This window comes from Cyclobacterium sp. SYSU L10401 (genome assembly GCF_010993705.1).
GTDB lineage: Bacteria > Bacteroidota > Bacteroidia > Cytophagales > Cyclobacteriaceae > Cyclobacterium.
Genome location: NZ_WOFO01000003.1, coordinates 14,899 through 35,026 on the forward strand (window position 1 = coordinate 14,899; position 20,128 = coordinate 35,026).

Genomic DNA, 20,128 nt, shown 5'->3' on the forward strand with positions numbered 1-20,128 from the left:
TTACTTTTTCCTTTGGTAGACCCTAATACGGGATCGGTAGCCTAAATCCGGGAATTGGTAGATTTTTTGCAAAGTTTCATTTACTTTACTTTATGTTTATGCTGGATTTGTGGAGCATTTGTTGCTTTTCATCTCCAAAATCCTTGTTATGACACATTCCAACGAACCAAAAAGAATCACCTTTCTCATTCATATTCTGGTATGGATTTTTATTGCCATAGTGATTTTTGTAGTCAGCCCCCTTTCCTGGAAAGTAGACCTGCCCCTTGAATATTGGTTCAAGCAGGGATTGGTACTGTTTTTTCTCATCCTGCTGTTTTACCTGAACATGTACCTGTTTGTGCCCAAGGTGCTTTTCAAAGGAATGAACTGGCAGTTTATACTGATAGCGATTTCCAGCACCTTACTGGTGTTGTTTCTGATCATTCAATTTGAAAACCTGATCAACCTGCAGGAGTTGATGCATTATGCCTTCAGGCCCAATGTGCCTTATGAACCCAGGCCCAGAAATTTTAACTTTGACATGTTTACCATCCTGCTATTGCTCTTCGGATTCGGTATCAGCACCAGTGTGGTAGCGGTACAAAAATGGCAGGCCGACGCAGAATTACGAAGGCAGATGGAACAGGAAAAAATCTCTTCCGAACTGTCTTACCTCAAGGCCCAGATCAATCCCCATTTCTTCTTTAACACGTTAAACAACATTTATGCCCTGACCAATATTGATGTGGAGCGGGCTCAGAAGGCTTTACTGAAGCTTTCCCGAATGATGCGCTATGTTTTGTACGAAACGGATAAAGACCTCACCTTGCTGAACAAGGAACTGGATTTTATCAAGGATTACATAGAACTGATGCGCCTAAGGCTGTCTGAGAAAGTGATCCTGGACATATACATCCAGGAAAATACCGAAGATTTACCCATTGCTCCCATGCTCTTACTTCCTTTCCTGGAAAATTGCTTCAAGCATGGAATCAGCGCCAAAAGTGAAAGTAAAATTCAGATTTCAATAAGGCTGGAAGAAAAAATCCTGCATTTGAAAACCATCAATGCCAAATTTCCTGCCAACCCCAACAGTAAGGAAAAGCTTAGCAGCGGCATAGGCCTGAACAATACCAGAAGAAGGCTGGCCCTGATCTATGGAGACAAACACCGACTGGCAATAGATCAGGAAAATCAAGAGAACGAGTTTCGGGTGGATCTAACCATAGACCTGGCATGAAAATCAAATGTATAGTAGTTGATGATGAACCCCTGGCTTTGGAAATGGTATGTAATTTTGTGGAGAAAACTGGGTTTTTGGAGCTTCTTGGCCGATTTGATAGCGCCATGGAAGCTTTGGGATTTATCAATAGCCATGAAGTAAACCTGATGTTTTTGGACATACAAATGCCGGATCTGACAGGAATGGAGCTGGCCAGGGTATTGGAGAATAGAAAACACCAGGGATCACCTAAAATTATCTTTACTACTGCATACAATCAATACGCCATTGAAGGATACAAGGTGGATGCCCTGGATTACCTGCTCAAACCGTTCAGCTATGAGGAATTTTTAACCGCCAGCCATAAAGCCTTGCGCTTCTTTGAAAACAGGAGCCAGGCCACCAAGGGCACTGCTGAGGATTACATTTTTATCAAAGTCGAATACCAGCTGGTCAAGGTCATGCTCAAGGAAATCATTTTGGTAGAGGGGTATAAGGATTATGTGAAAATTCACCTGGAGGGTAAATCCTCGCCTTTGCTTTCCCTAACTACCCTAAAAAGCATGGAGGAAATGCTTCCGGAGGACCATTTTATGCGCATTCACCGCTCTTATATCATTTCCCTGGATCACATACAGTCCATCAGCAAGGGTACGGTCAACATGGGCATCATGAACATTTCAGTAAGTGATGGCTACAAAGAAAATTTTCTTCGTTTTATTGACAAATGGATCAATTAAAAAGGCGAATGGCAGATTAACCTACCATTCGCCTGATTCCTTATTTCGTACACATCACCTTATTCAACAGCATACAAAAAGGCACCATAGCCTGCTGCTTCCATTTCTTCTAATGGGATAAATTTCATGGCCGCCGAATTCATGCAATACCTCAATCCGGTAGGCTCAGGTCCATCATTGAAAACATGACCTCCATGGGAATCACCGAACTTGCTTCTGACTTCTACCCGCACCATGCCTTGACTCCGGTCTATGGGTTTTTCCAGGAACCGGGCGTCTATTGGTTTGGAAAAGCTTGGCCATCCAGACCCCGACTCATATTTATCTTTCGAACTAAATAGGGGTGCACCGGAGACAATACAAACATATAGGCCTGTCTCTTTATTGTCATTATAGCTGTTGTCAAAGGCCCTTTCAGTAGCTTCTTCCATGGTGACCTGATATTGAAGACTGGTCAGCTGGGCTTTCAGTTCGTTTTTTGACGGGCTTTTGTATTTTTCAGCGGAGGGTACCTCCCAATACTGCTGGATAAAACGATCCCTTCCCGATCCGGTACGATAGGCCTTGTACTCCTTGGGTTGTTTTTTGTAATAATCCTGGTGGTAGTCTTCGGCAGGATAGAAATTGGTGAATTTAACGACCGGAGTTACCACTGGTTTGTCAAATATACCGGATTGATCCAGGGCTTTTTTCGAATTTTCGGCGACAGATTTCTGGTCCTGGTTGTGAAAAAAAATCGCAGATTCATACTGGCTACCCCTGTCGTAGAAACTTCCCCCCGCATCGGTAGGATCATACAATTTCCAGAAGATATCAATGATTTCGCTGTAACTGATGACATCCGGATCAAAGGTAACCTGTACCGCTTCCTTGTGACTGGTTTGTCCGGAAGACACCTGGGAATAGGTAGGGTTTTTTTCCTTTCCGCCCGAGTAGCCTGATACCACCGATAGGATACCGTCTATCCCTTCAAAAGGGGATTCAATGCACCAGAAACACCCTCCGGCAAATGTTGCTTTTTCAGTTCTTCCCTGGTAATTTTCCAATGCAATTTCTTCTTCATTGCTTTCGGACTTGTCAGCTGCCTGGCAGCTGGAAAATGAAAACAACAGCAGGGAAAGAGCTGTTAAATAGGGGATGCTAAATCTCATCTGTTTAAAATTTATATTATTTTGAATCTTCCCTAAAAACGGTAAAACAGCTGTTTATGTTTAAAGGAATTTTAAATGTACTGCATTTCAGGCTGTCTACCCCAATTCAGTTTCTTCCGGCATGATAAACCAAAGGATCAGATAAACCAAGAGTCCAGGAAAAGCGGCACTCAATATGGAAACCAACACATATACGATTCTCAACTTGTCGGCATCCCAGCCCAGGTATTTGGCCAGGCCGCCGCATACCCCGGCTATCATCTTGTCAGTAGTGGTTCGTTTTAATTTTTTGTCCATGCTTTGCTAAGGTTTAATGGTTTACTAAAATTAAAAGGTTACGAAAAAGGGAATAAATTTTTGGTTTGAACCATTTCTTAAGATAAAAATAAGGAATGTGACAGCAATTACAAAAAACAGTTTAACCCAGAATCTTTGCGGCATCTATTAGGCTTCATGGATGGTTGTGATTCATTTATGGCATTTATTTTGTTTCTATGTTAACATCAGATAAGCCGGTAAGGCAAAACAATGCCTACCGCCTGATGGAATAAATGTACAACCAAACCAACAAAGTACCATGAAGTTTAGATCAGTAATTACTGCAGTTTGTGTTTCTTGTGCCATTTTGTTCTCTTCCTGTGAGGCAAACAAGGAAAGGGAAAATGATCATCAGGAAATGACGAATGAAGCAGAAGAAGAGACCAAAGAAGTATTTGCTGAGGCCAGGTCAGCCATTTCAAAAGAAACCTCAGAACTTGAAGCAGAGGTGGAAGAAATTAAAGCAGAAGTGAAGGAAAATCTGGGAGAACCGGCCAATGAAAAAGTAGATCAATATTTGACCGAATTGGATAAGGGATTGAATGACCTGGAGATCAAATCCAGGGAATTTGAGAAGTCAACAGCGCAAAGAAGGGATCAAATTAAAATGGAATTTGAAAAACTCGAAAACGAAGTCGAATCCACCATAAGTAAGATTAAAAACGAAATTGAAAATGAAGGTTAAAAAGGCCGGACTTGGTTTCGTTTACCCCTATACATTTTGTTTAACGGGTGATAATTTTTAGGTTAAATTTTTTTAGATCGCCTAAGCCATTGTCTCTGAGGTCACGGTGGGTGTCTGTTACACGGCTGCTCCCTGACTGGCGGTTCAATATGCTGCGATTGCCTGGCGCAAGTTGTATTTTCAGCTTGTGGTAACGCTTCCCTTGAGGAGTTTTTAGGAGCATGATCCTGATGAATTTTCCATCAGGATCTGTTCCACCTTATTTTTTTCTCAGTTTTATATCCATGGATTGGTCTGCGTTACTTTTTTTTCAGGAATCCAGGTTATTGGAGGTAAAATTAGGGATAGTACAACTATCTGTCCATTCATTCCATATATACCCCTCTAATAGAATAAAAAAATTATCAAGTAATATTTTTCTTATTTTTAAGGTAATATTTATAGAATAAACCCTTTATCTGTTAAATATTACCTAAACCAACATGATTAGATTTGTATATTTATTTGTAATATTTTTATTAATTGATGTAACTGCAAAAGCCCAAACTACCATCAGGGGGAAGGTGCAGGACAAGGCCAGCAATGAAACTTTGCCTGGGGCCTATGTTTTTATAAAGAATGCTGCAGGAGATACCTTGGCCAATACCTTTACAGACGACAGAGGACGCTTTGAATTTAACCGGCCAGCTGTCAATACCATTGATATCAGCATCAGTTTTGTGGGGTACGAAGACCTGCAACAAACCATAGAAAATTTATCCGGTAGAAACCTGGGCACTTTTAAATTGGTAGAGGAAGGGAGTTTGCTGGAAACCTACGAACTGGAAGGCCAGGCTATTTCAGGTGAAATGAAGGGAGATACGGTGTCCATGAACGCATCGTCATACCAGACCAGATCGCAGGCAAGTGCTGGTGAACTGATACGAAAGATGCCTGGGGTGGTCATGCAGGGAGGTACCATAGAAGTACAGGGCGAAACTGTAGGACGGGTATTGGTAGATGGAGAGCCCTTTTTCGGGGATGACCCTGCCATGGCATTACAGAACTTACCGGTGGATATCATAGACCGGATAGAGTTTCTGGATCAGTTGAGTGACCAGGCCCAATTAACTGGGTTTGACGATGGAGAAACCATTAAAACCATCAATATCATCACCAAAAAGGAAAAGCGGGGTGGAAAGTTTGGACGAATGTTTGCCGGATATGGGACGAATGACAATTACCTGGTCGGTGGAAGCGTGAATTTTTTCAGCGAAGCCCAGCGCATTACCGCCCTTGGCTTAAGCAACAACATCAACCAGCAGAATTTTTCTGCAGATGACCTTTCAGGAGCGTTTGGGGGAAGTGATAACCGGAGGGGAGGCAGAGGACGTAGGGGCAATCCACTTACCACCAGGGAAAGACCCGGAATTACCCATACCAATGCCATTGGGTTGAATTTTACCGACAAATGGGACGAAGGCAGGGCTAAAATTACCGGGAGTTATTTTTTCAATGAAAGTAAAAATTTCCTTAATCGAAATTCATCCCGGGAATACATCCTTCCAAGCGATAGCTTGCAATTATATGATGAGATCAGGAATAGTGAAATCAACAGCCAAAACCACCGCCTGGACCTGCGGCTGGATTATGACATGTCCGAAAAGCATGCCATCATCTGGAGACCCCGCATCAGGTATGAAAAGGGAACCTCCTTTAACCTGTTATCTGCGCAAAACCTTTTTAACCCCACTACTCCGATCAATGAGACGGAAAATACCACCTCAGGCAGCAATGAATCCTTTCGGTTTTTAAGTGATTTTACCTACAGGTATCAATTCAATAAAGAGGGGCGGACGCTTTCTGCTAAATTTGATACACGCATGGATGACCGAAGCAATGAGTCCCGGTTGGTTTCTGTCAATAGAGACTACCAGACCGGCCTCAGGGATAGCCTCATTCAAAATTCCCTGGGAAGTTCAAGTTCCTTTAATTATGAGTTTGAAGTAGAATACACAGAGCCTATTGCAGATCATTCGCAGGTAAGATTGGAATACGAAGTAGGCAATGATTTGGGCAACACCCTGCAGGAGGTCTCGCAGCGGGAAATGGAATCCACCCTTTTCGAACTGGATACCACCTTATCCAATGAGTTTGAAAATACTTACCTGCAACATGAACTTGGACTGGGGTATCGCTATAACAAAAACAAAATCAGGATATTCTCTTCTTTTGACTACCAGGTTTCGGTATTGGATAGCGACCGCCTGTTTCCCGGATTTGAAAACACCAACCGTACCTTCCGGAATTTTGTGCCCCGGATGGTATTTATTTATGACCCCAATGAAAACACCAATATCCGCATTTATTATCGCGGAGATACGGATGCTCCGTCGGTCAGGCAGTTGCAGGATGTGATAGATAACAGCAACCCCATCCAGATATCAACAGGTAACCCCAATCTGGACCAGGAGTACGAGCACCGCTTGTTTACCCGAATCCGTAAAATAAATCCTGAAACCAATAAGTCCTTCTTCATGTACCTTGGAGGTAGGATGACCAGCAATTACCTGGGCAATGCTACCTACATCGCAAGTAGGGACACCTTGATACAGGGAGATGTATTGCTCAGGCAGGGTGGGCAGCTGAACCGACCGGAAAACCTGGATAATTACTGGGACCTGAGAAGCTACTTTTCCTTTGGCTTCCCCCTCAATTTCATGCAGAGTAACCTGAACCTCAGTGCCAGAGCTGGCGTTTCTAATCGGCCCGGGCTGATTAATGAACAAACCAACTACAATCGAAACATGTATGTGGGGCCGGGAATAGGAATCAGTAGTAATTTGGGCGAACACATAGATTTCAATTTTTCTACCAGAGGAAATTACAATATCGTACGAAGTAGTTTACAGGAAAATCTGAATAACAATTATTACACCCAAAGCACCCGCCTGGATTTATACTGGAATTTTGCCGGAGGGTTTTTTGTCAGTACCAATGTCAACAACCAGTGGTACCAGGGTTTAGGCGAGGATTTTGACCAGTCGGTCTGGCTGATGAATGCCGATCTGGGCTATCGGTTTCCTCCAACAGAGAATTTTGAACTGAAAATGACCGTATTTGATTTGTTGAATCAGAATACCAGCATTGACCGAAATGTAACCGATGTATACATAGAAGATGAGCGCACACAGGTGGTGCAGCAGTTTTTTATGCTTACCTTAACCTATAATCTGAAGAGCTTTGGCGGAGCAGGGGCTGGACCTCAGGGAATGGGAAACTAAAATGTGGGCCTTACTTCGGGCATTCGCCGAAAGAGATGCGTATATTTACCTAAAACACCTCCATCCTGTGTAAGCACAATGCATTTGAATAGTAACCAACAAACAATAATTTTCAATATTAAACCCTCGAAAAAATGAACATTACCTTGTCAGAAGCGGAAAAAGTAGTTGAAGCAGCCAAAAAGAAAGCGGCTGCTATTGGAACAAAAATGGATATCTGCGTGGTGGATACAGGTGCCAACCTTACGGCATTTGCACGTATGGATGGCGCCTGGTTAGGCTCCGTTGATATCAGCATCAAAAAAGCCAAAACAGCCATATTCTTTACCATGGATACGGCTGAGCTCAGCCCATTGGTTCAACCCGGATCTCCACTTTATAACATAGAACACTCCAATCAGGGATTGATCACTTTTCCGGGTGGTGTGGTCTTGAAAAATCAAGAGGGGACCATCCTAGGAGCAATCGGCGTTTCCGGGAGTACCGTAGAAGATGACCACGAGGTGGCTAAAGCAGGAGCCAAAGTCCTGTTGTCATAAAGGTCATCCCTACTTTAATCACACTTACCTTCAGCAGGAATTTGGAACAATTCCTGCTGAAGGTTTTTTTTTGATTGATATAAATAAAATATTATCTTGTCAGATACAAGTTATTAAACCCAATACAAAATGACCGACCAGGAGCTTTGTCAGAAGCTTTATGAAGGGGACAAAAAGGCTTTTGATGGCATTTATCGGAAGTACTGGGAAAGACTCTTTTTATATGTTTATAAAATATCTGGCGACAGGTACCAAAGCGAGGATATTGTCCAGGAAGTTTTTGTAAAACTTTGGCGGAGAAGGCAGGTCAGGAAGATCAATCAATTGGAAAATTATTTGTTTAAATCTGCCAAATATGGTGTTTCAAATCTGATAAGAGACAGGAGGATCAGGCTACCCTTAGAGGATTATATGGCTAACCTTGTGGAAGAAGTGAATGCAGATCTGTTGATAGAAGAAAAAGAAACCGAACGCATCATTCGGGAAAGTATCGGCAGCCTGCCCTCCAGGTGCCAGGAGGTCTTTATCATGAGTAGGGATGATTTTCAGAGCAACAAGGAAATCGCTCAACAGTTAAATCTTTCTGTAAGAACCGTGGAAACCCAAATCCACAAGGCCCTGAAATTCATAAAAAAAAACCTTGGGCAAATTTATTTTTGGTAATCTCGTTTTGGAGAAACTATACCTTGAAAAGCATATTTTTCTAGCCTGATACTTTTCTTTTATTTTGAATTAACTCACTAAATTTATAATTTATTTTATTTTTTCCTATAGCAACAAGGAAAAATAAGCAATGGGCGTACGTAATAGAACTTCCTTTTGTGTCTATCCTTTTAAATAGACCGTCAGGCATGAGTAAACACCAGTTTTTAGCCCTTTTGGAAAAGCAGATCCGAGGTCTTACCTCTGAAAGTGAAGACCGGCTGATTGATGCCATTTTTGAACGGATGGAAGGCAGGGGGATGCATTGGAAGCTGGATGCCAGTGCAGAAGAAGTCAGGGAGAGCATCAAAGCGAAAATAGACCTGGAGTTGAAGCCCCAAAAGGACTATTCATCAGTATCCGGAATTTTGAGGATAATGACTGTTAGCCTGGTTGGAATACTGATGATTGCCTTTATTTTAGTTCCTGCTACCGATGCTGAATTTTTTGCTCAAATGGATGAGCGGGTTACCAATGATAAGCAAAAGGCAACCATTACCCTAAAGGACGGTAGTAAGGTGCACCTTAACGTGAGTAGCAAATTGAGTTTTCCGGATCAGTTTGGATCCGACGAACGGAAAGTTTCCCTGGAAGGAGAGGCTTTTTTTGAAATAGCCCATGATGCCTCCCGCCCTTTTGTGGTCGAAGTAAATGAGGTAGAGACCAAGGTGTTGGGTACGGCATTCAATGTGAATGCCTATCGTGACCATAAGGTGGAAATCGCAGTAGCCAGTGGCAGTGTAGGCGTTAGGGAAAATCAAAATATCAGGGAGGGAATGGAGCAATACCTGGTGTTGCGTCCAAGGCAAATGGCGGTAGTAGACAAAATAAACCATAACGTTTCGGTCGAATCCATAGATATAGACCACTACCTGGCCTGGCGTTCCGAGTCGATCAGTTTTGATTTGCTGCCCTTCGACAGGGTAGTGGAGCGACTGGAGGAAGTGTACAGCATGGAGATCGAATTGGAGGGATATAAGGAAGGTGACTGTCTGGTGAGGGCCAACTATATCAATAGAAGTCTTTATCATGTATTGTATAGCCTTAAGAACGTAGTGGAATTTGAATATGAATCCGGTGAAGGCAGAAACATGACATTATATTATAAGGGATGTAAATTTTAACCGATAAAGAAGCCTATGGAAAAATAACCGGCAATGAATCCGGAGCTGCGGTAACAGCCCCGGACTCTAGTGTAACGGGTAGTACCCATCAACTATTAACAAAAAACATTTAAAATTATGAAAATTAATTTACTAAGGCTAATTGTGTTTTACTCCAAACGAACCTTGAAGTATTTCCTGCTACAGATGCTGCTGATTCAAGCCATCATGGCAGAACCCTCTTCCAGTCAGGGACTGGAAGATTATCAGGTCACGCTAAGGGCCAATAACCAAAAACTGGTCCGTGTGCTTTCCCATTTGGAGAAGCAGACCGATTTCATGTTTGCCTACAACCAGGAGGTAGCCAGGGATGATTCCCGGGTTACCTTAGACATGACCGCAGATCTAAAAACCATCCTGCAAAAACTAACCGAGCAGGTGGATTTTGATTTCAAAAGAGTCAATGAAAATATTTTTGTTACCAGACACAAAGGTATAGAAACCAATGCGCTGACCGATTATCTTTCAAACAATGAACTGCCTGAAGAAGAATGGGTTGAAATCTCGGGGACCGTGGTGGACGAAAATGGCCAGCCCATACCAGGGGCAACAATCCTTGTGGAAGGAACCAATAAAGGAACCGTAACCGATATTGATGGCAATTTCAGTATTGATGCCGATGAAGGCGAGGTGATATTGGTTTCTTTCATTGGTTACCAATCCCAAAGAATTACCGTTGCCAATCAAACCAATCTGGATATTGCCTTACAGGAGGACCAATCCAGTCTGGAGGAGGTAGTGGTAGTTGGTTACGGTACCCAGCGAAAAAGCGACCTGACAGGTGCGATTTCCTCCGTGACCAGCAAGGACTTGAAGGAAACGCCAGCAGGGAATTTCCTGGAGCAATCCCAGGGAAGGCTCGCAGGGGTGGACATCGTCCGGGCCAACGGCTCTCCTGGTTCTCCCGTACAAATCCGTATCAGGGGCAACCGTTCCATCAATGCCTCGAATGATCCGTTGTATGTCATCGATGGTATTCCTACCAGTGCCAATATCAGTGATTTTAACCCCAATGATATTGAGTCCATGGAAGTATTGAAGGATGCCAGTGCGGTAGCCATTTATGGTTCAAGAGGTGCCAACGGTGTGGTTTTGATTACCACCAAAAGGGGAAAAACAGGAAAAGCGGTCATCAGCTACGATGGTTATTATGGGGTCAAGGAACCCATACAGGACCTGAACTTGATGGATGGGCAGGAATTTGCGGCTTATTCCAGGATTTCAAGGGGCTATGATGGAGATGATTCCAGCTTTGACAGTAATTTCCTGGCACCGCTGGAAATCGATAACCTGCAGGCAGGAAGATTTACCAACTGGCTGGATATGGCGATCCAGTCCGGAAGCCAGCAGGACCACCAGGTGTCTGTAAGTGGAGGAACGGATAAAATCAATTATTACGTATCCGGTTCCTTTTTCAATGAGGACGGCTATATTCCGGGCACCAATTTTGAAAGAACTTCGGTCAGGGTGAATCTGGAATCGCAATTGACAGATAAACTTCGGTTGGGCCTGAGTGGAACCGTTAGCCTCAGCGAGCGGAACCAGATGTCTAATGCGCCATACAACAATTCCCTGGGCTACTCCCCCCTGGTAGGACCTACGGACGAAGAAGGGAATTTTCTGGCTTTTCCCAATCCACGGGAAGGACTGCTGGCCAATCCTTTGCTGAATTATCAACCCTACCAATATGTGGACGAGACCCGCAGGAACCGGATATTCGCCAATATTTTCGCAGAATACCAGTTCAATGACCATTTGAAACTTCGTGTAAACTACGGACCTGACTTTAACATTGCGAGAAGGGGTAGGTATACGGGTAGGCTTGAAGGGAATATTAATCAGGGATCTGTAGAGAACGATATGGATTTTGCCTATACCCAGGAAAACATCCTTTCTTACGACCGAACTTTTGGCAAACATGCATTGAATCTGGTCGGTTTGTTTTCCATTCAGGCCAGTCGATTTGAAGAATCGTCTTTATCCGGTCAGGATATACCCATTGAAAAATCCCTTTTTTATGACCTGGCCAGTTCTTCTACCATTACAGGGATTGGCAGTTCCCTGGAAGATTGGGGCCTGATGTCCTATATGGGTAGGGCCAATTACCGTTTTGATGACAAGTTTCTCTTTACCCTTACCGGTCGTGCCGATGGTTCTTCCCGCCTGGCAGAAGGAAATAAATGGGCCTTTTTTCCTGCATTTTCAGCGGGATATGTCCTTACGGAAGAGGAATTTCTACAAGGTAGCCAGGTTTCTTTCCTGAAACTACGTGGAGGTTATGGAGAAGTTGGGAATACCGCAATTGATCCCTTTCAGACTTTGGGCGGCTTGGAACGTACCACCTATATTTTTGGATCTAATGCTGGATTTGGGTATGGCAACGACCTTATTCCCAACCCTGATTTACGATGGGAAATCTCAAAAACAACCAATATAGGTTTAGACTATGGTTTCTTTGATGACCGAATCAATGGGTCCCTGGAGTACTACATCACCAATACCAGCGATTTGTTGTTAAACCGCCTTTTACCCATTACCTCCGGCTACAACTCTGTTCTTCAGAACATTGGGAGTACCCGAAATTCGGGTTGGGAGCTTTCGGCCAATGCCAATGTGCTCAACCGGCCAAGTGGCTTCAGGTGGGATATCAACATGAATGTTTTTTCCAACCGCGAACAAATTACTGAACTGTTTGAAGGTCAAAGTGATGATGTGGGCAACCAGTGGTTTATCGGCGAGCCTGTCAACGTATTCTACAGCTTTGAACAAGGCGGCATCTGGCAATCCGATGAAGCAGATCGGGCAGCTGACTTTGGCCAGCAGCCCGGAGATATTCGCATCAATGATGTGAATGGAAGGGATGAAAATGGGGAACTGACCAAACAACCGGATGGCAATATCAACGCAGATGACAGAAAAGTCCTGGGATCTACCGTACCCAACTGGTCGGGAGGATTGACCAACAGGATTTCCTTTAAAGGTTTTGACCTATCCGTGTTGGTTCATGCCCGCATGGGTCAAATGCTGAGGAGTGATTACCATAACCTTGGAGGTAATAACTGGCAGGGCAGGTACAATTCCATCAACCATGACTATTGGACACCAGATAATCCCAGCAATACCATTCCATTGCCAAATGCCGGGGATGCACCCCTGTATTCGGATGCAGTGCGGTATTTTGACGGATCTTATATCAAGATCCGGAACGTTGCCCTTGGTTACAATTTCAATGCGAATTGGATCAGCAAATTGGGCATGAGTTCGGCCAGGATATATTCTACTGTAAACAATGCGTTCATTTTTTCGCCTTATTCCACGGTAGATCCTGAAACATCCAATGGTATCGTTGGAGGGGGAAGTCCGCTCACCACGGCTACATACATATTTGGTTTGAATCTGAAATTTTAAATTGTTCCTGAAATGAAAAATATAGTAATAATATTTGGACTGACGCTTTTACTTGGTTTAAGCGCTTGTGAGGAGGTCCTGATCGAGGATCCGGTAAGTCTGGCCACGGCAGAGGGGTATTACCCTACCCCCGGAGGAATTGAAGATGGGCTTAGAGCTTCCTATACCACATTGAGGAGCTTTTACGGACAGCAAAATGGTTTTTTCCTTACCGTTACCGGCACCGATATCTTTACCAATGGCTTTGGTGGCATCGCCAATAACCCACACATCAACAATTATTCCCCCAATTTTCTAGGAACCAGCGGCACGGTAACGAACATTTGGAATAACCTTTATATAGGCGTAAACCAATGCAATACGGTAGTTAACAGGGTGCAGGATGTCACCGGATTACCTGATCAAAGAAAAGCAGAAATTGAAGGCGAGGCACGTTTTCTGAGAGCTTTGTATTATTTCCACCTGGTACAGCAGTGGGGAGATGTGCATTTTTCCCTGGATGAAACAGCAGGGGTGGAAACGGAAGCCAATAGAACCCCGGTAAATACCATTTATGAAAATGGCATTCTTCCTGATCTGGAATTCGCCGTAGCCAATTTACCTGAAAGTGCATCCGAGCCCGGAAGGGCTTATAAGGCAGCAGCTGAGGGACTGCTGGCCAGGGTGCAGCTTACCCTGGGCAATTGGGAAGAAGCAGAAAGTTTGGCCGCCAATGTAATCAACAATTACACTTTTGATTTGGTGACTCCTTATGGTGACTTGTGGGATATCAATAATGAGGACAATAGTGAATTTATCTGGACGGTACAGTTTACCGATGATCCCTTGCTGAATGGACCTGGCAATTCCGGACACCTGTATTTTATATTTGATTATACCTTTAATCCTGCTATGGTTCGGGATACGGAGAATGGCAGGCCATTCCAACGATTTTTACCTACCAATTATCTTTTCAGTCTGTATGACCGTGAAAAAGATGCCCGCTGGAACGGGTCTTTCAAGACCGTTTGGTATGCCAATATTTCAGGAGAAATCAATGGTCATCAGGTTAATCCGGGCGATACCGCCATCCATATCGTCATGGAACCGGTTCCCGATGAGGTCAAGCAGGCAGCGCCTTATTGGATCATCGATTACAAGGGCAATTGGATAGGAGATGTAAGTGCCTATCAGGAAATCGGTACCAATCAGCGCAGAAATTACCCTTCTTTATTGAAGTTTCTGGATCCCCTACGGCCCAGTATCAACGAAACAGCCGGAAGAAGGGACTTTCCTGTGATGAGGCTTGCAGAAATGTACCTGATTGCCTGCGAGGCGGCCTGGAGGCAGAATGACAATGCAGCTGCTGCTGACTATGTGAATGTGCTGAGAACCCGAGCGGCCCTGCCCGGCAGGGAAGAAGAAATGCAGGTGGCTCCGGGAGACATTGACCTGGATTTTATACTGGAAGAGCGGGCCAGGGAATTGATCGGTGAAAAACACCGCTGGTATGACCTGAAGCGAACCGGGACATTGTTGGAAAGGGTACGGCAGCACAACCTGGATGCGGCTCCCAATATCCAGGACATGCACCTGGTAAGGCCTATTCCACAGACACAAATTGACCGGGTTGGGAACCCGGGTGAGTTTTCCCAAAATCCTGGTTATTGATGATTCCTAGAATCCGCCAACCTGTCCCCATGTTGTTGGTATTCAACCAACAGCAAATGCTGAGCGATTGAAACCTGACAGGCTTTTACCATTTCTATTGAATATAGGGTCATGCGGCGGAATTCAGGTAAGTATTTAACAATGGAGGACCCTGGTACATTATCCGGGGCCTCTTTGTTTTAAACGCCATGAGCTATCCATATTGAGGTAAAGCATGACATTTAACCCCGATTATGTATCAGGTCTCGTTATGAAGGCTGAAATGGCAAGAAAATCAGGCAGTTTGGAAACTTGCACCGCAACGGTGAAGTTGAAAACTGCAGCGAAGTGACTGATTTTGAAGTAATTTCAGCCTGCAATAGAATTCCTATTGCATATTTCGGGGTTAATATTTCCACAACCATCCAAACAACCATTTCCAATGAAAAAACAACCAACATTTCTAATTTTGGGTGGGCTATGCCTGACCTTAAGCTGTCAAACCCCTGGTGAAACCCAGGTAGATGACAGACCTAATATTGTTATCATCATGGCGGATGATTTGGGTTATTCCGATCTGGGATGCTACGGGTCTGAAATCGCTACCCCAAACCTGGATGGCCTGGCGAAAGATGGTTTGATGTTTCAGCGGTTTTACAATGCCGCCAGGTGCTGCCCTACCAGAGCCTCCCTGCTGACGGGTTTGTATCCCCATGAAGCCGGTATGGGGGGGATGGTCAGTTCGGTGTCCAGCGATCCGGATCCAGGACCCTACCAGGGTTTTTTGAATGAGGAATCCGTCACGATTGCAGAACTACTTCGGGAAGCAGACTATTCCACTTACATGTCCGGAAAATGGCATGTGGGGGAGAAAAAGGAGCATTGGCCCAGAACACGGGGCTTTGACAGGTATTTTGGATTAATCAGTGGCGGCAGCAGCTATTTTGAAATGGAAAATCATTTCCAAAGCACCGGAATTTGACTGGGAATTATTTGACCTGGAAAAGGACCCCACCGAACTCAACGAAATCGGCAGGCAAAATCCACAAATTCTTGAGAAAATGGTTAAAGATTACGCTAGTTGGGCTGAAGAGGTTGGTGTTAGGTATTGATATTCAAAGCCTAATAGGTAAATAATGGAGGAGGCTTTAAATGATCATCATCAATAAATGAAATCATCATATTAGAAAAAATAGCCCAAATGACCTACTTCTTTAAGGATATGTTTTTCAGAATCATCAGTGAAAGTTAACTCCACAGATTCCTTGTTATTTGCAAGGTGGGTTAAATTCAAAATGTATGAATTAAAAGATTGAAAATTAAAACGAAAGTTTTATTGATGTATGAAAGGAGTGTAGGGCTGACAAAAAACCGAGCCTGTCCTGACGGAAGTCAGTGGCCTGTCCTGACGGAAGTCAGTGGCCTGTCCTGACGGAAGTCAGTGGCCTGTCCTGACGGAAGTCAGTGGCCTGTCCTGAATTTTCTCGGGAGGGCGCGGCAGGATGGCGGGGAGAAGGATTTTTTTGTCTTGAATTTCCTGCCTGCCGCAGGCGGGTTTGTTTCTTTTTGTTTCAAAGCCTGTCCCGAGTAGCAAAGCGAATCGGGAACAAAAAGAAAGAGGAAAAAAGGGCAAATTTGCAAGACTAAGTGATAATCTATAGACCAGCAAAAACCCAAATATTTAACAAAATAGTTCTTGATTAATTACCATGAACAAGATCAGGTATTAATTAGACAAGTGAATTACTATTGTCCAGGTCAGAAAGGAATTTTGGCTTCATTTGAAAATAAATGGATGTAATTTTTTATTGCTACATAATAGAAAGTAAATTATTGCAATAGTTTGATTAGGCCAATTAAGGTATAAAGCACATACAGATCACAGTATTTTTATTTAAATTTAACCATCGGCATCAGCAAACCAGGCAAACGGCCGGATCAGAGCAGATTTGTCCTGAATTTAAGGTTCAGCTGAGAAAACACCTTAAATGGTTTATATCACCTTATGATCCAGATTGCACAGGATGTCCAATGCACCCAATTAAAACCAAACGATCTATGAAAAAAGCAAACAGAAGAGGGTTTTTCAAGAAAACTGGGATGAGTCTCCTTTCCCTAATGGCCATTCCAAAAATCTTTGCCCAACCCATCCATAAATTCCTGGACCTGGTTTCAAGGTCTGCTACCGGTGTTTATTTTACCAATGGATTTAAAATAGCTGAGGTAGGAAAAGAATCCGCCATGCTCTGGACCCGGCTCTGTGGGCAGGAATTCCCGCAGCCGGTACGCCATCAGCGACAGGAAAAAGTATTCCGTCACCCCATAGATTTTGACGAGGAGCAGCCGGTAGCTGAAATGGATGGAGCGGTTATAGGTTCCCCGGGCCTGGTCCGGGCAAAGGTAAGTACCAAAAGTGGCAGGTCTGTGTATACTTCTTCCTGGCAAGCCGCTGCGCAGACCGCTGATTTTACCGTGAAAATTCCCGTAAAGGGCCTTCAGCCGAATACGGCCTATCAGGTGGAATGGGAGGCGAAGCCATTGGAGAGCGAAACCATCAGGAAAGAAAGCGGTAGTTTTCGTACCCCGGCTTCCGAAACGGATCCGGTGCCTGTGTTTTTCACCACCTCTACCTGCCAATATTTCTGGAGTTTCGATGATGAGCGCAGGGGATTTCAAACGTACGATAGCATGAGGCGGCTACAGCCTGATTTTTTTATCCATACCGGAGATTACATCTATTACGATAAGCCAGGACCGCTGGCCAAAAACCTGGAAAAGGCCAGGCATAAATGGCATGCCATGGACGGCTGGCTCTCCTTGCGGGATTTCTACAAGGATGTGCCGGTGTATATGGTTAAGGATGATCACGACTTGCTCAAGGATGACATGTACCGGGGCAAGGGACCTTATGGAGACTTGACCTTTGATGATGGGCTGAAACTTTGGTACGAAAACGTACCCATAGAAGGAAAACCCTACCGCACCCTTCGCTGGGGCAAGGACCTGCAGATATGGCTGGTGGAGGGTAGGGAATACCGCTCTGAAAACACCATGGAAGACGGTCCGGGGAAGACCATTTGGGGAGAAGCGCAGAAGGAATGGTTTCAGGAAAGTGTGAAAGCTTCCGATGCCACCTTTAAGATCTTGTTTACCGCTACTCCGGTAGTAGGGCCTGATCGGGAAAAGAAAAGTGACAATCATGCCAATGAGAGTTTTCAGCATGAGGGAGAATGGTTACGCAACTTTCTTTCTAGTCAACGCAACATGTATGTGGTCAACGGAGACCGGCACTGGCAATACGTTTCAAAGGATACTGAAACCGGGCTGATGGAATTTGGGTCGGGCCCAGTAAGCGATTACCATTCCCAGGGCTGGAAGGAAGGAGATGTGCGTCCTGAGCATCGGTTTTTGCGGTTGAAGGGAGGGTTTTTAAGCATCCGGGTAGCTCGTCAATCCGGAAAACCCGAAATCCTTTTCGAGCACCGGGATGTACTGGGAGAAGTGATGCATTCGGAGAGGTTGGAGGGGTAATGGCTCAAAATCCCAAATTCCCGGATGAAGTTTTACCTAAGGCTGGAAAATATGGTAAATTTTTGCTTAATTTAATCCTGTTAGTAATGACTTGGATTAAGTGAGAAAGTATTCAAAACGTAAAGCATCCGAAATCGTGTTCCTGATAAGGCAGGGAGACCAATCGGCCTTTGAAGAACTTTATCAAAGGTACGTGGATAAAATGTTGGGTTTTGCAGATGCTTTTGTGGGGAATCCGGTTGATGCTGAGGAAGTAGTTCAGGTCATATTTGTTAACATTTGGGAAAAAAGGCAACAATTGGATCCGGAAAGGAATATTGCTGCTTATCTTTTCAGGTCGGTAAAGAATCAAATCTTAAATCGCTTGCGTGACAGAAAAAGGCATTGTGACCTTTCAGCCATTCCGGCAGATTCCCAGATGGATCAGCAGGACACACTTCAAAGGATATGCTTCCAGGAAAGCAAGCGGCAGGCATTGAACAGGATTGGTGAAATGCCGGAGGTCCAACAGCGGGTTTTTATGCTAAGCAGGTTGGAGGGATTATCCAATAGGGAAATAGCTTTGGAATTAAAACTTTCCGTCAGGACGATAGAGCACCATCTTTATTTGGGAAAGAAGTTTTTAAACAGTAAAAATTTGGATAAATCCATATTATTTTTTGTGTTGACATATATAATTTTGTATTGAGGGTTTGTTGGGAATTGATTAATTTGGATCTCTGATATTTCTTGGAGATTCCGTTAAGTATAAATTTCAAAACCGGTGTATTCTAATAAAGGACGAATACATTGGACAAATCTATCATCAGGCGATTCATAAACGGGCAGGCAAGTCCTACCGAAATAAGGCTGGTACAAAACTGGTTGGATAAACCTGGCTCAGGCCGTCAGTTGGAAGAAATGCTACAGGAGGCTTGGGACCAAAAGGAAAATGCTTCAAGCGATGAGGAGCGCAATGAGCGTCTCCTGGTTCAAATCAATTCCAGCATCCAAAAAAGGGCTCCTCGCACCATTCAAAAAGAATCTTTTTTCAATCGGGCCCTGATCCGTTCAGCGGCTAGCTGGCTTTTATTTATCGGGTTGGCGTTTTTAGGCTTTCAGGTGATGAAGGATAATCAAAACATGCCTGAAGAAGAGAATAGTACCGTCCATTGGATAGAAAGAAGTGTTTTGCCAGGTCAAAAATTGATAATGGAGCTACCGGACGCCAGTAAGGTTTGGGTAAATGCCAACTCAAAAATCCGTTTTCCGGAGAGATTTGACCGGGAGTCCAGAGAAGTGTTTCTGGAAGGAGAGGCTTTTTTTGAAGTGAGCCATGATGCCGATCGCCCTTTCAGGGTCCACTCAGGTGAATTGACGACGGAAGTATTGGGAACAAAATTCAATGTTAAGTCTCAAGGAGAAAAAACAGATGTAGCACTCCTGGAAGGTAAGGTCAGGGTGAAAATCAACATGGAGAAAGAAAAGATGCTGGTATTGAATCCTGGTCAATTGGCAGCTTACCGGCAGGAAAATCGCCAAAAGCTTCACCTGGCCACCTTTGAAAGCCTGGATCCTTTCTTATGGAAGGACGGACTGATCCATTTCAGGAATGAAAGTATTCGCAATATAATGACGTCTCTTGAAAATTGGTACGGGGTATCCATTAAGACCCGGGGTAATCTGGATCTTAACAGGACCGTTTCGGGCACCTTTGCCAATGATAACCTGGAAAACATGCTAGTAGGTCTGGGTTTCACCCTGAATTTCAACCATAAGTTAGAAAATAATGTCGTCACCATATATCCCCTGTAGC

15 protein-coding genes are annotated in these 20,128 nt (G+C 44.1%); 13 read left to right on the forward strand and 2 right to left on the reverse strand.

The window, feature by feature from the left end:
* Positions 1-148: 148 nt before the first annotated feature.
* Complete coding sequence (locus GL182_RS08115) at positions 149-1,222, forward strand: sensor histidine kinase (RefSeq protein ID WP_163379173.1); 1,074 nt, start codon at positions 149-151, stop codon at positions 1,220-1,222.
* Positions 1,219-1,944 (forward strand): LytR/AlgR family response regulator transcription factor, encoded by a 726-nt coding sequence (locus tag GL182_RS08120; protein ID WP_163379174.1) that lies wholly within the window; start codon positions 1,219-1,221, stop codon positions 1,942-1,944. Before GL182_RS08115 ends, GL182_RS08120 begins: the two co-directional genes overlap by 4 nt.
* 59 nt (positions 1,945-2,003) lie before the next feature.
* Here the strand turns inward: GL182_RS08120 and msrA are convergent, their stop codons facing one another.
* Positions 2,004-3,095, reverse strand: coding sequence for a peptide-methionine (S)-S-oxide reductase MsrA (gene msrA / locus GL182_RS08125; protein ID WP_163379175.1), 1,092 nt, complete (start codon positions 3,093-3,095; stop codon positions 2,004-2,006).
* Positions 3,096-3,191: 96 nt separating this feature from the next.
* Positions 3,192-3,392 (reverse strand): PspC domain-containing protein, encoded by a 201-nt coding sequence (locus GL182_RS08130; RefSeq protein WP_163379176.1) that lies wholly within the window; start codon positions 3,390-3,392, stop codon positions 3,192-3,194.
* Positions 3,393-3,672: 280 nt separating this feature from the next.
* Between GL182_RS08130 and GL182_RS08135 the strand changes: the two genes are divergently transcribed.
* The 11 genes from GL182_RS08135 (at position 3,673) to GL182_RS08185 (ending at position 20,127) form a co-directional block, all read left to right on the forward strand.
* The gene (locus tag GL182_RS08135; protein WP_163379177.1) at positions 3,673-4,098 is read left to right on the forward strand and encodes a hypothetical protein; all 426 of its coding nucleotides are present in this window, start codon (positions 3,673-3,675) and stop codon (positions 4,096-4,098) included.
* Between the two features lie 482 nt (positions 4,099-4,580).
* On the forward strand, positions 4,581-7,361 hold the full coding sequence (locus tag GL182_RS08140) for an outer membrane beta-barrel protein (RefSeq protein ID WP_163379178.1): 2,781 nt from the start codon (positions 4,581-4,583) through the stop codon (positions 7,359-7,361).
* Between the two features lie 134 nt (positions 7,362-7,495).
* Positions 7,496-7,900: a GlcG/HbpS family heme-binding protein gene (locus GL182_RS08145; protein ID WP_163379179.1), complete on the forward strand. Its 405-nt coding sequence runs from the start codon at positions 7,496-7,498 to the stop codon at positions 7,898-7,900.
* Positions 7,901-8,029: 129 nt separating this feature from the next.
* On the forward strand, positions 8,030-8,563 hold the full coding sequence (locus GL182_RS08150; protein WP_163379180.1) for an RNA polymerase sigma-70 factor: 534 nt from the start codon (positions 8,030-8,032) through the stop codon (positions 8,561-8,563).
* A 188-nt stretch (positions 8,564-8,751) separates the two neighbouring features.
* Positions 8,752-9,726, forward strand: a complete 975-nt coding sequence (locus tag GL182_RS08155) for a FecR family protein (protein WP_163379181.1) — start codon at positions 8,752-8,754, stop codon at positions 9,724-9,726.
* Positions 9,727-9,843: 117 nt separating this feature from the next.
* The gene (locus GL182_RS08160) at positions 9,844-13,173 is read left to right on the forward strand and encodes a SusC/RagA family TonB-linked outer membrane protein (protein WP_163379182.1); all 3,330 of its coding nucleotides are present in this window, start codon (positions 9,844-9,846) and stop codon (positions 13,171-13,173) included.
* Positions 13,174-13,185: 12 nt separating this feature from the next.
* The gene (locus GL182_RS08165; protein ID WP_163379183.1) at positions 13,186-14,823 is read left to right on the forward strand and encodes a RagB/SusD family nutrient uptake outer membrane protein; all 1,638 of its coding nucleotides are present in this window, start codon (positions 13,186-13,188) and stop codon (positions 14,821-14,823) included.
* Between the two features lie 421 nt (positions 14,824-15,244).
* Positions 15,245-15,784: a sulfatase-like hydrolase/transferase gene (locus tag GL182_RS08170; RefSeq protein WP_163379184.1), complete on the forward strand. Its 540-nt coding sequence runs from the start codon at positions 15,245-15,247 to the stop codon at positions 15,782-15,784.
* Positions 15,785-16,860: 1,076 nt separating this feature from the next.
* A complete protein-coding gene (locus GL182_RS08175; RefSeq protein ID WP_163379185.1) occupies positions 16,861-18,333 on the forward strand; it encodes an alkaline phosphatase D family protein in 1,473 nt (490 codons plus the stop codon).
* Between the two features lie 100 nt (positions 18,334-18,433).
* Positions 18,434-19,021: an RNA polymerase sigma-70 factor gene (locus GL182_RS08180; protein WP_163379186.1), complete on the forward strand. Its 588-nt coding sequence runs from the start codon at positions 18,434-18,436 to the stop codon at positions 19,019-19,021.
* Positions 19,022-19,122: 101 nt separating this feature from the next.
* The gene (locus GL182_RS08185; protein WP_163379187.1) at positions 19,123-20,127 is read left to right on the forward strand and encodes a FecR family protein; all 1,005 of its coding nucleotides are present in this window, start codon (positions 19,123-19,125) and stop codon (positions 20,125-20,127) included.
* The last annotated feature ends 1 nt before the right edge of the window (position 20,128 follow it).

Coding starts and splice junctions, on each gene's coding strand:
- GL182_RS08115 (WP_163379173.1), top strand. CDS start 149: ATGACACATTCCAACGAACCAAAAAGAATCACCTTTCTCATTCATATT.
- GL182_RS08120 (WP_163379174.1), top strand. CDS start 1,219: ATGAAAATCAAATGTATAGTAGTTGATGATGAACCCCTGGCTTTGGAA.
- msrA (WP_163379175.1), bottom strand. CDS start 3,095: ATGAGATTTAGCATCCCCTATTTAACAGCTCTTTCCCTGCTGTTGTTT.
- GL182_RS08130 (WP_163379176.1), bottom strand. CDS start 3,392: ATGGACAAAAAATTAAAACGAACCACTACTGACAAGATGATAGCCGGG.
- GL182_RS08135 (WP_163379177.1), top strand. CDS start 3,673: ATGAAGTTTAGATCAGTAATTACTGCAGTTTGTGTTTCTTGTGCCATT.
- GL182_RS08140 (WP_163379178.1), top strand. CDS start 4,581: ATGATTAGATTTGTATATTTATTTGTAATATTTTTATTAATTGATGTA.
- GL182_RS08145 (WP_163379179.1), top strand. CDS start 7,496: ATGAACATTACCTTGTCAGAAGCGGAAAAAGTAGTTGAAGCAGCCAAA.
- GL182_RS08150 (WP_163379180.1), top strand. CDS start 8,030: ATGACCGACCAGGAGCTTTGTCAGAAGCTTTATGAAGGGGACAAAAAG.
- GL182_RS08155 (WP_163379181.1), top strand. CDS start 8,752: ATGAGTAAACACCAGTTTTTAGCCCTTTTGGAAAAGCAGATCCGAGGT.
- GL182_RS08160 (WP_163379182.1), top strand. CDS start 9,844: ATGAAAATTAATTTACTAAGGCTAATTGTGTTTTACTCCAAACGAACC.
- GL182_RS08165 (WP_163379183.1), top strand. CDS start 13,186: ATGAAAAATATAGTAATAATATTTGGACTGACGCTTTTACTTGGTTTA.
- GL182_RS08170 (WP_163379184.1), top strand. CDS start 15,245: ATGAAAAAACAACCAACATTTCTAATTTTGGGTGGGCTATGCCTGACC.
- GL182_RS08175 (WP_163379185.1), top strand. CDS start 16,861: ATGAAAAAAGCAAACAGAAGAGGGTTTTTCAAGAAAACTGGGATGAGT.